9 protein-coding genes are annotated in these 12,660 nt (G+C 60.2%); 1 reads left to right on the top strand and 8 read right to left on the bottom strand.

Features of this window, described 5'->3' with window-relative positions:
- Positions 1-21 precede the first annotated feature (21 nt).
- The 7 genes from GVN17_RS26215 to GVN17_RS26185 all read right to left on the bottom strand — a co-directional run bounded on the left by GVN17_RS26215 (position 22) and on the right by GVN17_RS26185 (position 10,116).
- Positions 22-2,496, bottom strand: a complete 2,475-nt coding sequence (locus GVN17_RS26215) for an RND family transporter (protein ID WP_256665391.1) — start codon at positions 2,494-2,496, stop codon at positions 22-24.
- Positions 2,493-3,581 (bottom strand): YCF48-related protein, encoded by a 1,089-nt coding sequence (locus GVN17_RS26210; RefSeq protein WP_166598195.1) that lies wholly within the window; start codon positions 3,579-3,581, stop codon positions 2,493-2,495. The genes GVN17_RS26215 and GVN17_RS26210 overlap by 4 nt, the downstream gene beginning before the upstream one ends.
- Positions 3,582-3,628: 47 nt before the next feature.
- Positions 3,629-4,981: a DUF1329 domain-containing protein gene (locus GVN17_RS26205; RefSeq protein ID WP_166598194.1), complete on the bottom strand. Its 1,353-nt coding sequence runs from the start codon at positions 4,979-4,981 to the stop codon at positions 3,629-3,631.
- 31 nt (positions 4,982-5,012) lie between these two features.
- Positions 5,013-6,641 carry a DUF1302 domain-containing protein gene (locus GVN17_RS26200; RefSeq protein ID WP_166598193.1) on the bottom strand — a complete coding sequence of 543 codons (1,629 nt, stop codon included), beginning with the start codon at positions 6,639-6,641 and terminating at the stop codon, positions 5,013-5,015.
- A gap of 91 nt (positions 6,642-6,732) precedes the next feature.
- On the bottom strand, positions 6,733-7,668 hold the full coding sequence (locus tag GVN17_RS26195) for a 3-keto-5-aminohexanoate cleavage protein (protein ID WP_166598192.1): 936 nt from the start codon (positions 7,666-7,668) through the stop codon (positions 6,733-6,735).
- A 3-nt stretch (positions 7,669-7,671) separates the two neighbouring features.
- Entirely contained in the window at positions 7,672-8,865 is a 1,194-nt protein-coding gene (locus GVN17_RS26190) for a S9 family peptidase (protein WP_166598191.1), read from the bottom strand.
- Positions 8,866-8,982: 117 nt separating this feature from the next.
- Entirely contained in the window at positions 8,983-10,116 is a 1,134-nt protein-coding gene (locus GVN17_RS26185; protein ID WP_166598190.1) for an FAD-dependent monooxygenase, read from the bottom strand.
- A gap of 483 nt (positions 10,117-10,599) precedes the next feature.
- Here GVN17_RS26185 and GVN17_RS26180 point away from each other — a divergent pair, with 483 nt between their 5' ends.
- Positions 10,600-11,586 (top strand): VOC family protein, encoded by a 987-nt coding sequence (locus GVN17_RS26180; RefSeq protein ID WP_166598189.1) that lies wholly within the window; start codon positions 10,600-10,602, stop codon positions 11,584-11,586.
- Positions 11,587-11,655: 69 nt separating this feature from the next.
- On the opposite strand, the gene GVN17_RS26175 is transcribed toward GVN17_RS26180, so the two are convergent.
- The gene (locus GVN17_RS26175; protein ID WP_166598188.1) at positions 11,656-12,579 is read right to left on the bottom strand and encodes a LysR family transcriptional regulator; all 924 of its coding nucleotides are present in this window, start codon (positions 12,577-12,579) and stop codon (positions 11,656-11,658) included.
- Positions 12,580-12,660 lie beyond the last annotated feature (81 nt).

Raw genomic sequence — 12,660 nt, 5'->3', positions numbered from 1 at the left:
GTTATTGAACGACCGGCGTCTTCACACCAACGCCTGTCGTTTTGCGGCAGCGGGGGGCGGCGCTATTCGGTCGTGCCGTCCGTTTTCAGCCTCCGGGGAGGCAGCTTTGTCTGGCGCATCAGGCAGCATGAAATGCGCGAGCGCGGGCAACAGAATCAGCGCGCCCAGCATGTTCAGCAGGAACATGAAGGCCAGCAGCACGCCCATGTCCGCCTGAAATTTGATCGGTGAAAAGATCCACAGAAAGACCGCGCAGGCCAGGGTCGCGCCAGTCAACATCACGACCTTTCCGGTGAACACCAGCGACTGGTAATAGGACGCCGACAGCGAATGGCCCTGGCGTTTGTGCGCCACCAGCACGCTCATGACGTACAGCGCGTAATCGACCCCGATGCCCACGCCCAGCGCGATGACCGGCAGGGTCGCGACCTTGATGCCCATCCCGAGCATGACCATCAACGCTTCACACAGGATCGACGTCAGGACCAGCGGCACGATGGCGCACACCGTCGCGCGCCAGGAGCGGAACGTCGCCAGGCACAGCAGGGTGACGGCGGCGTACACCCACAACAGCATTTCGTGGTTGGCCTTCTCCACCACCTGATTGGTGGCGGCTTCGAACCCGGCGCTGCCCGCGGCCAACAGGAACTTGACCTCAGGCTCGTCGGCGGTCCGGGCATAGGCCTCGACCGTTTGCGTGACCGCCTTGAGCGTGTTGGCCTTGTGATCGCTCAGGTACACGAAGAGCGACAGCAGATTGCAATCCTGATTGAACAGCGAACGCGGGGTGTTGGTGGCGATGGCGTTCAACATGCCCTGGTTATGGCTGAGGTCGTACCATTTGGGGTTGCCTTCGTTCATGCCCACCAGCGCCTGACGACTGACGCTGGACAGCGAGGCCGTGGACTCGACGCCGGGCAGGTTGCGCAGTTGCCATTCCAGCGCGTCGACTTTTTTCAGCGTCGAATAGGCCGTGCATTGATTGGTCGGGGTTTTCACCATCACCACAAGGACGTCACTGGTGGACGCGTAATGCCGGGTGATGAAGTCGTTGTCCTGGTTGTACCGCGAGTCGGCACGCAGTTCCGGTGCGCCCCGGTCGAGGTCGCCGATCTGCACGCCCCGCCCGATCACGAAACCGGCACCCGCCAGCACAGCGGCAACGATGAGCGCCACGGTGGCCCAACGGCGCTGGGTGAAACGGTCGAGAAATTGCCACAACGGATTGCGGGCCGCCGTGTCCGTTTCTGCCACGCTTTGTTCATAGCTTTTGCGCGCGGCAACCGGACTCACGCCGACGAACGAAAGGAAGACCGGCAACAAAATCAGGTTGGTGAAGATCAGCGTGGCGACGCCAATGCTCGCGACCATGGCCAGGTCCTGGATGATCTGGATCTGGATGATCGTCAGCACGCCAAACCCCACGGCGTCGCACAGCAGCGCGGTCAATCCGGTCAGGAACAGCCTTCGAAACGTGAACCGCGCAGCGACCAGGCGGTGGGTGCCCTTACCAATGTCCTGCATGATGCCGTTCATCTTTTGCGCGCCGTGGCTGATGCCGATGGCGAACACCAGGAACGGCACCAGCACCGAATACGGGTCGAGCTGCAAACCCACCAGCGGCAACATCCCCAGCTGCCAGATGATCGCCACCAGCGAACAGGACAGCACCAGCGCCGTGCTTCTCAGGCAGCGGGTGTAGGCGTACAACACGCCACCCGTGATGATTACCGCGAGCAGGAAAAACAGCAGGATCTGCTCCAACCCGTCGATCAGATCACCCACGACCTTGGCGAAGCCGATGATGTGAATGCCGACCTTGTCGGAGCGATATTTGTCCCGGATCTGTTCAAGGCGCGCGGACAATTGCGCGTAATCGATCGGCAAGCCGGTCTGCGTGTCGAGGGCCAGCAGCGGCACGTAAATGATGCTCGACTTGCCATCGAGCCCCACCAGCCGACCGATCTCGCCTGAGTTATCGACGTTGTGGTGCAGCGCTTCAAGGGTGGCTTTGGAGCCGTCGTAGTCGTCCGGCATCACCGGGCCGCCGTCCAGCCCCTCTTCGGTGATCGCCATCCAGCGCGTGGACGAGGTCCACAGCGATTTCATGAACGGCCGATCAACGCCTGGAATCAGGAACACCTCATCGCTGATCTGCTTCAGCGTCTCCAGGTACGCCGGGTCGTAGATGTCGCCGCCAAGGTTTTCCACCGCAATGCGCAATGCGTTGCCCTGCCCCGCCAGTTCGTCCTTGTTGTCGGCGTAGTGAATCAGGTACGGGTGCTGGGTCGGTACGGTCTTTTCGAAACTGGCGTTCAGTTGCAGATGGCGCAATTGCCACCCGAGAAAAAAAGTCGCGAGCACGCACAGCAGGATCACGATGAAACGGTGATTGAAAATCAGGCGCTCGGTGAACGAACCCGAGCGGGGATCGAACTGATCCAGCGTCATGGGCTGCTGACTGTCGGCGGCACCGGTCATGTCTTTAGGGTTCATTGGTGGGCTTCCAGTACGGCGTTGTCAGAGACAGCCTTCAAAGCGTGGGTCACGCCTCCCGGGCCGACCACGGTCGTGGCCCCTGTGGGCGAGGCAATGAAATCGGACAGCGGCCCGCCCCTCGAACGGGCGAGCGGTATCAACGCAGCGTCCTTCGCGGTGTGAAACAGCGCACCGTTGGCGTTGGCGAATATCACGCTGTCATCTGGACCGGGTCGACTGGCGACCCAGCTCTGTTTAGGCCCGCCCGCCAGTGCCTGCCAGGTGGCGCCCTGATCCGAAGAGCGCAAGGCAACCCCTTCGAGTCCCCCTGCGTAAATCCCACCCTGGGCGTCTTCGGTCAGGGTGAAAAAACTGGCGGAGGCGCCGGAGTCCAGTCTTGCAAAGTGCTCACCCTGATCGGAGGAGCGCGCCAGGAAACCTTGCTCCCCGGCCAGGTAAAGGCTCCCTTGAACGTTGGCAAGGGCGTAAAGGTGCAGATTACGAGGGTTGTCGACATGCCCCAGCACGGCGGCCCACGTACGGCCACCGTCCTGTGTGCGGAGAACCACCCCGTAGGCGCCCACCGCCAGACCGTGCTGCGAATCGGTGAACTGAATGGAGAACAACGGCTCGCTGGAACCCGTCTCGATCATGCGCTCGGCGTTGCGCTCCAGGCCGTCGATCAAGGGCTGCGCCTGCGCCGAAACGGGGGACGCCTTGAGGTGCCGGACTTCGGCCAGCGCCAATTGCGCGGCCGCCACGCCTCGCAGCACCGGTGCCCAATGCTCGCCGCCGTCGTCGCTGCGCAACAACGTGCCTTCATGGCCAACGACCCAAATGTGTTGCGGGTCGAGGGCCGTCAGGCCGGTCAGGGTGACGTCATTGCCGCTGTCGACCTGTCGCCAGTTGGCGCCATCGTCGTCGGACAGCAGGATGACGCCCCGCTCCCCCACCGCGATCAGGCGTTCGCCCGCGCGCTCGACGGCGGTGAGGTAATGGGGCTTGGCGGCACTGTCTTGAGCGGCGGCGTGAACGAGGTTTCCCGCCACGGGCAACACGCTCACCAGCCCGAGAAACAGGCAACCGAAAATGCGATGGTACATGTCAGATACTCCAGTCATTCGCGCCGCTTGCGCGGCGCGGATGGACCTCAGCGAACGCCTTCACTGGACAGCGAGTCCGCCGTGAAAAACGAGTTGGGCCAGGGAGCATGAACCGTCATCTGGTCCTGATAACCGTTCTGGATGTTGTTGGCGAACCAGCCGCCGCTCAGCAAGTCGTAGACGCCGAAACTGCTGTTGATGGTGCCCGGCAAATCCGGCAGGACGACGTTCTGCATGTAGCCGGTTTTCCACAGTTTGCCGTTGGCGTCCCAGCTGTCGGCGAGCATGGCCTGCCAGGTGTCTTCGTCGAGGTAGAAGCGACGTTTGGGCATCACGTGGCGCATGCCGGGCGCGAGTTCCGCTTCCACGATCCAGGCGCGGTGCAGTTCCCAGCGCACGTGATCCGGGTTGAGGAAATGCTCGCCCAGCACGTCAGCGTCCTTGGCCGGTTGCAGGGCCTTGTTATTGTTGTACGGCACGAAGACTTCCTGCTTGCCGACCAGCTTCCACTTGTAGCGGTCCATCGGGCCTTCAAACATGTACACCTCGTCGAAGTTCATCTGCCCGGAGGTGACGAACGACGGCGTGTCGTAGGCGGCATTGGGCAGCTTGCGGGTGCGGCGCTGGCCGGTGAGGTACTGCCAGGTCGGACGGCCTTGGGCGATCTGGTCCAGCGGGTCGATGGCGAGAATCGATTGACCGGCCTGCAACGGCGGCGCAGTCGGCACCAGTTTCAGTTGGCGATAAATACCGTTGAAGCTGTCCCGGCCATCCTTCTGGTAATACGGAAACTGGTAGTAGGCATTGTTCGTCGAAGTCAGCACGGTACGACCCGAGGTCGTGCCGTTGTAGGCGCTGAATTCGAACGTGAGGCTTTCGCCCTGCCAGCGCAGCATGTGGTTCCACATGGCTTCGTTGCCGTTTTTCGGGATCGGAAACGGCGTGCCGCCATAGGCCCCTTCCACCGCAAAACCGTCTTTGACCAACTTGGCCTCGGTGGCATTGCGCAGGGTGTTTTCATAGACCCATTTCGGCGCAGCGGCCGTACGGTGAGTCGGGTACACGTCGATGCGATAGTCCGGGTACTTGGCGAGCATCGCCAACTGGCCTTCGGTCAGGTTCGCCTTGTAGTCCGCCGCGTTTTTGCCGGTGATGCTGAACAGCGGTTTTTCCCCCGCGAACGGGTCGCCTCGCTTGCCGCCGGATTTGTAATTCGGATCGACCGTGGTGTACCCGCCGGTCCACGCCGGGATCTTGCCGTCCGCACTCGCGGCGCGCTCTCCGCCCAGCGGCGTCAGCGTCGTATTCAACTGAGCGGCTTCCTGAGGGCTGACGGCGGCGTGGGCCAGGCCGACACTTGAACACAACACGCCAATGGCAAAGGCTGAACACAGTTTCATGGAAAAATCCTCGGTTCTTATCATTCTGGATTTAGAACGCCCGCTGAATGGAGAACGAAATGAAGTCCCGGTCCCCGTAGGCATTGTCGGCACTGTTGGAGCTGCCGTAGTAATGGGTGAAGTTGAGCAGGCCGTTCCAGACGCCGTCGTAGACGCCGCGCAGGCCGATGCTCATGTCGCCGCCACCATCGGCGTTGTAGTTGTTGAAGGCCGCGTCGGTCGGGGATTTGCCGTGGGTGTAGCCCATGCCGACAGGCACGAACAGATCCAGCCCCGGTGCCGCCTGGTAATAGCTGGGCTCCAGGACGAAGCGCACGCCGGTGGCACTGTCGGTGAAGTCCTTGGCATCGAACTGTTCACGGTTTTTGGTCACGGCCAGCAACCGGTGCCACGCCACTTCACCGATCAGGCTGGCGGACTCCCACAGGGGCGTGCGCGGCACCAGGTAGATGGTCGACAACTGGGCATGGGCGGTTCGACCCAGTGCATGTCGGTCGCGGCTGTCATCGTCAACGTCGACGAACACCGGCCCCAACTTGCGCAGCGGCATGTCGTAGCGCGTCGACATTTCACCGGCAAAGTTCGCTTCACCGACGCTGGTGCTGAAACTGGCACCGAGCATTTTCACGCCTTCGGAATACACCTCGGCGAACTCACCCACCTGGCCAGGGTTGGCCCCGAAATTCTTGCCTTGGTAGGCGTAGATTTGCGGAAGACGGTTATTGAAGCGCAAGGCGAACAGGCTGTACTCCGTTGCGCCTTGACCGGGGTTGAAGTTCAGCGCCACGCCAAACTGGCCGGACTTGCTGGCGTCGCGACTTTTGCCGCGATAGAGCGAGATGTTGCCGTCCGCGTCGCCGATCACCGGGTTTTGCCCCACGATGATCCGCTTGTTGCCGTCGCCGACGATGTCGGCGGTGCTGAAGAAACTGCCCGAGGGCGCCAGGCGGGTGCGCTCCCAATCCAGTTGGTAAAACGCCGCCATGCTCATGCTGTCGTTGAACTGGAATTGCATCGACAGTTGATTGACCGGCATGAACAATTCGGCGGCCCGGGTATTGGGCACCGACAGCGCTTTAGACACGTCGATAGGCGCCTGGCCGTAGGCGATGCCGTTGGTGGGGAACAGCAGGCTCTGCCCCCACAACAACGTGTGCTTGCCCAACCGGAACGAGGTGTTATGCCCGCCGATATCGGTGCTGCCGTAGACAAACGCGTCGAGCAGCTCGGCCTTGCGCCCCGCGAGCTTTTCGGTCTCGTCGTCAAACCCGTCGTTTCTGCCCAGGTGGTTGACGGTATTGGATGAGTTGTCGTTGCGCCCGTTGTAAACGCTGTCGTACCAGGCGGCGCCCGTCGTGCGAAATCCGAAGCCCTGATAGCTCATCCCCAACTCGGTGAACAGGTCGACCCGGTTGGAGGTGATGCCCTTGTCGAAGTTGCGGTCGCCATCATCGGCGTTGGCATCGGACGTCAATGAGCGATCCTGGCCGTGCAGCCGGTACGCCGTGCTGTACTTGAGGGTGTTGTCCCAATAGCCTTTGACGCCCGTGTCTTCGAACTTGAATTCAAACCCGGAGGCGAACGGGGCCATGATGGAGAACGTGCCGAACAGCAACGTCATCTGGGTCGGACGGGCAAAACGCTTATAAATGAGGTGCATGGCAGATACCGTTTTTATTTTAGTTGTCTGAACTACGTCGTGGTGCACTACAGGCTTTCAATGCCGTTTCAAACGCTCCGGTTCGTGAGCGTCAGAAATTCACGTGGCTGGCGCCCTTGAGGGCGAGCAACTGCCGGGCCTCTTCCGGCGTGGCAACATCGAGGGCCAGGCCTTCGATGATCTTGCGCACCCGGCGCACCTGGTCCGCGTTTTCCCGGGCCAATTGGCCCTGCTGGTCCCACAGCGAATCTTCGAGACCGACCCGGACGTTCCCGCCGTTGGCCGCCGAAATGGCAGCGGTGGGCATCTGTGCACGACCGGCCCCCAGCACCGACCACACGAAGTCGTCACCGAACAGCCGATCCGCCGTGCGCTTCATGTGCGCCACATCGTCTGGATGCGGGCCGATGCCGCCGAGAATCCCGAACACCGTCTGCACGAACAGCGGCGGGGTCACCAGCTTGCGGTCCAGGAAGTGCGCCAGGTTGTAGAGATGGGACGTGTCGTAGCACTCGAATTCGAAGCGCGTGCCTTGGTCCGAACAGGCACGCAGGATGTTTTCGATGTCCTTGAAGGTGTTGCGGAACACCGTGTCCCGCGTGCTTTCCAGGTACTTCGCTTCCCAGTCGTGCTGGAAATCCTTGTAGCGGTTCAGCATCGGAAACAGCGCGAAGTTCATGGAGCCCATGTTCAGCGACGCCAGCTCCGGCGCCAGCTGCAACGCGGGTTGCAGACGTTCGTCGACACCCATGGTCGGCGCGCCGCCGGTAGTGATGTTGATGATGCCGTCGCACTGCGCCTTGATCGTGCCGACGAATTCGCGGAACAGCGCCGGGTCTTGACTCGAGCGCCCGGTCAACGGATCGCGGGCATGCAAGTGCACGATGGACGCGCCCGCCTGCACGGCACCGATCGCCGCGTCGGAAATCTGCTGCGCCGTCACCGGCAAATGCGGCGACATGCTCGGGGTGTGGACGCCGCCGGTCACGGCGCAGGTGATGACCACTTTGCCTTTGATGTTTTTCATGGGTTACCCGACCTTCGCTTGAAGCGCTGGCGTGCGCTGAGCCGTCAGGTCGTTGAACACGTCCCTGACCCAGTCCACGAGGTAGTCCCGGGCGTTGGACATGTTGTCCGCACCGCAATGCTCTACCCCGCCTTCGCGCTCGGTGAAAATCTTCAGTTCGCGCCGTGGGCTGTTGACCGCTTGCTCGTAGGACTGGTGGGCGTACTTCACGTTGATCTGGCGGTCGTTGCTGCCGTGCAACACCAGGAACGGCACGGTGATCTTGTCCACCACGCCATTGAGGGTCACCCGAGGGGCCATGGCCATGAACGCGTCCATGCTGTTTTCGCCCCAGACCCATTGCACGTGTTCCCAGTAATGAGGCACCGGGTTCGCGCCTTCACGGGCCTGACGCTGTTTCTGGACTTCGCCCCAGTTGTGATTGGCGCCCCAGGCGACGCACAACTTGAAGCGCTTTTCGAAAGCTGCCGCACGAGGGGCGTAGTAGCCGCCGAGGGACCAGGCCGAGATGCCGATCAGGGCTGGATCGATGTCGCTGCGGGTTTCGAGATAATCGACGACTGCGCCAGCCCACAGCTCACTTTCAATGACAGCGGTGTGGCCGTGCAGGCGAATGGCGCCCCCTGCTCCCGGTTGGTCCACGATGATGCTGGAGATGCCGCGACGAGCCAGTTGCTGGGCGAGCCCCGAGCCGTAAATCATCTCTTTGAAACTGTCGAGGCCGTTGAACAGTGCCATCACCGGCGCAGGCTTGCCGTTCACACCTTCCGCTTTGACGAACAGCGCGGGCAAATAACTGCCGTTATAGGGCACTTCGATGATTTCGCAGTTTTCCTGGCTCAAGTGCACGAACTTTTCAAAGCACTCAATGCTCTTTTTGTACGCGGTCTCACGCTGCGGGAATTCCTGCGACAACATGCGTTCTGCCGTCAGGTAATAGTTGGAGGCGCGACCGTATTTAGTGCCCGCGCTCAACAAGTGCCCCGCCGCCACGTCTTCCTGTGCCAACTCGATCAACGTGTTGGCGCGAGCGCTCCAGGCTTCGTAAAACGCCAGGCTGCCCTCGTCATCGCCCCGTTTTGACACGTCGATGAGCGACTGACAAATAGCGTGCACCTCACCGAAATGGCCACCGGTGTTCAATGAAATATTGGTCGCCAGGTTCCATACATAGTTCGTTGGAAAGTATTCAAGCATGTCGACAACTCCAGCCAATCTGAATAATGGGCACGGTCATGGACGCGCACAGGTCCGCGCGCCGCGATCAATACGCGACACGGGAAGTGCAACGATCACAGTACCCCTGATGCGAACTTAAAACGGGCGCGCGAGGTCTCTCAGCGCTTCGCCGAACACTTGGCCTGCGTCATGGGTAGGCGCCTGACCGGCCCATTGCTGAAGTTCGGCTTCGATCAATTTTCCGCACGCGTCGGTGACGTTGCGGCAGCGAGGCTGACGCCGGACGTCGTAAGCGCTCAGGGCGCTTTCAAGGCCCTGATGTTCGTCGAGCAGGTCGCCCAATAACACCGCATCTTCCAGCGCCATCGCGGCGCCTGCCGCCAGGTGCGGGCTGGAAGCGTGGGCCGCGTCACCCAACAACACGACGCGACCACGGTGCCAGGAGCCTTCGACGAACAGCTCTTCGATGGGCTTGTAGACGACCTGGGCCGGATCGGTCACACGCTGGGCCAGCTCAGCGATCAGGCCGGAATAATCCTGCAAGTGTTCGCCCAACAGGGTGTGCAGTTGATCCAGCGGCTTGCGCGGATTGCCCGGCTCGGCGGTGACCAGGAACAGGTACATCAACTCTTCGCTGAGAGGGACCAGCCCGACCTTGTTGCGATGACCGTAATAAATCCCGCCCCAGCGCATGTCCTTCGGACGCTCGGTGATGAAGCGCCACACCGCCTGCCCGACGAACTTGAGCTCGGTGCGACCGAACATCAGATCGCGAACTTTCGAGTACACGCCATCGGCGCCGACCACCAAGTCATAGTGGGCTTGGCGCCCATCGGTGAAGGTCACGTGGGCGGATTCGGTCGTTTGCGTGATCGCCTCCACGGAAGTTCCCAACTCGACGCGGACACCGTGCTCGATGGCCGTCTGCGACAGCATGTCGTGGAGGATGGGCCGGGTGATCCCGTTGTTCGGCGGACAGTCGGCGCCTTCAGCGCGGGGTGTCGGCACGGAGTGGAGCAACTCACCTTCTTGCGTGAAGAGCTGCCAGCCTTCGAACGGCCATCCGTTGTCGATGCAGCGCTGGGCCAGGCCGATTTTCGACAACGCACGCAGGGCATTGGACGGCTGGATGATCCCCACGCCGTAAACGGTCCACTCGGTCTTGATCTCGACCAGGTCCACTTCGATGCCTTTTTGGCGCATCGCGATGGCCGCTGCGAGACCACCGATTCCACCGCCCACGATCAGAACTTTATTAACGCATCCCATGACTGAATCCTTTTAATCGGCAACAACAGGCTGAAGAGTCACTGACAGCCAGTGAAGGTCGATTTCAGGGGGCATTTCAGAAACTGAGGGCAACGAATCAGGGTGTAGAAACATGAGGTCTGGCTCCGACGTCAGGATAAGCCGGTGATGATTGGCCCATCGGTTTTTTGTATTTGTGAGCCCAATCTATCGGGCTGCCCGGCCCCTGATAAATGGCTTGTATAAATGCTTCGTATTGACCCCGTGAATGTTTCTTCACGCTTCTCGCCAGTCTCGTGGATGCGTCATCAATGGCCGCCGCTTCAACAGCTATTTGCCGGGTGAATGGCAGGTATTTATCCAATCCACTCCTCATCGTTTAGCCCTGAGCGTAGGTTCGTCCGCCAAGCGCGAATGCCGGGCAAGTACCCGTTTCCGTGAACGTTCAGGTTCAACGTTCGGCCGCCCCGAACACAATAAAAACGACACTCAGAGGGTGATTCAATGGCAATTATCGGAATAGAAAGTCTGGTCTATGGCGTCGAGGATTTGAGCGAATCAACCCGCTTCTTTGAAGACTTCGGCCTGCCGCTCATTCATCAGGACACCGACTCCAGCCTCTTCCGGCTGGAGGAAGGCTCCCATGTGGTCCTTCGACTGCTGGGCGACCCGTCGCTGCCCGCGTCCAGTGTGATTGGCAGCGGCGTGCTCGAAACCATTTGGGGCGTGGACTCGCGGGCGTCGCTGGAGGCGTTGGCGCAGCAGTTGGGGCGCGACCGGGACCTCAGGTTCGATGCAGACGGCACTGTGCATTTCCAGACCGATTGCGGGTTGGCGATGGCGCTTCGGGTCTACTCCCGGAAAACCGTACTGACGGCCCCCGATGCGCTGAACTCACCTGGCCGGATCAATCGGCTCAATCAGCACCGCAAGTGGCGTCTGCGGGCACGCCCCAAGGTGATCCAGCACGTGGTGTTCGCGGTTCAAGACTACGAAAAGACATTCGCCTTCATGAAGGAACGGCTGGGGTTCAGGCTGTCGGACCACCAACGCACCTTCGGCATTTATGCCCGCGCGGACGGGGCCAACAACCACCACAACATCTTCTTCCTGAACGCCAATCTGCCCTTCGGTGGCAATGTCGGGGAAGTGCGTTTTCATCACGCCAACTTCGGCGTCGAGGATATTGACGAACTGATGGTCGGCGCCAATTACATGGAACGTAAGGGCTGGGAAAAATCCCATTTCGGGTTGGGTCGCCACCGCATCGATTCCGGGCTGTTTTACTACGTGCCCTGCCCGGCCGGTGGAGAAGCCGAATATGGCGCGGACGCCGATTACGTCGACGATAACTGGATACCCCGCGACTGGGAGGAACCGACGTTCGGCTTCGCGCATTATGTACACAACATCCCACCGTTCCTGAAAGAAGAACCGGGCTGGGTCGTCAAATACCTGGAAGGCAGCGTGCCCACCGTCAAGAGCAAGTAACTGACGGCGTTTGAATCGCCCGTCTTGCATAAATTGCAAGACGGGCGCCGATGAATCGGTATCGTTTTTTTATTGTTTGACGCCACTGTTCATTTGCGCGGCGACGCGATGCAACAAATCGCGAAACCACAAGGAGACCTGATCGGAGCCAAAGGATTTGTGGTATTGAATGTACTCTTTGAAGATGGGCATCTCGACTGGAAGTTCGTGTATCGCGATGGGAAATGTCGACTGATACAACTTCGCCAGTTCATGATGCACCGTGGCAATACGGTTCGTGCCCACGACCAGACTGGGCAATAAGCTGAAGTACGGACAAATCACTTCTATTCGTCTGACCTTTCCATACTTGGCGAGGAACCAGTCTTCGAACAACGCCGTACGCCCCTCTTCGATTTGCGTCACCACGTGACCCAGCTTTTGATAATCCTCGAACTTCACGCCTGCTTTGATGGCAGCGTTCTGGTCCCACGCCACGCAACAAAAACGGTCCTGGAACAGAAACTCGGTGGGATGGGCGGGATGGGTAAAGTTCTCCGGGGCAATGACGAAATCCACTTCGCCCCGGTCGAGGCGGTCCAGATAGGAGCCGTTCAGGATCGACATGCGAATCCTGACATTCGGGGCTTCCAACGCCACAGCCCGCACCACGGCCGGCATGAACACGCTGCTGACGTAGTCGGACACAATGATCGACACCTCGGCATCGACCTCTGAAATATCGAACGTTTCCCGGATCTGCGTGACTTTTTGAATGCTGATTAGAATGGACTTTACTTCCGGTGCCAGGCGTTCACCGAGTGATGTAATGACCATTTTTCTGCCCGTAGGCACCAACAGTTCGTCTTGAAAATACTCTCTGAGTCGGGTCAGCGAATTGCTCATGGCGGACTGGCTCAGATAAATCCGCTCTGCCGCTTTCGATACGCTTTTTTCCCGCAACAAGGCGTCGAGCGCGACCAACTGGTTTAAGTCCAAACGGTTAAACCTCATCGCCCCTCTCCTCTGTTCTTATATTTATACGGTCCACGCGTGGTATTGATCTAACCCATTCCTCAATACACGGTCGGAAGC

It is taken from the genome of Pseudomonas sp. SLFW, assembly GCF_009905615.1.
Taxonomy (GTDB): domain Bacteria; phylum Pseudomonadota; class Gammaproteobacteria; order Pseudomonadales; family Pseudomonadaceae; genus Aquipseudomonas; species Aquipseudomonas bambusae.
Note: the sequence above shows the minus strand (reverse complement) of the source record. Positions and strands in the feature narration are given on the sequence as shown.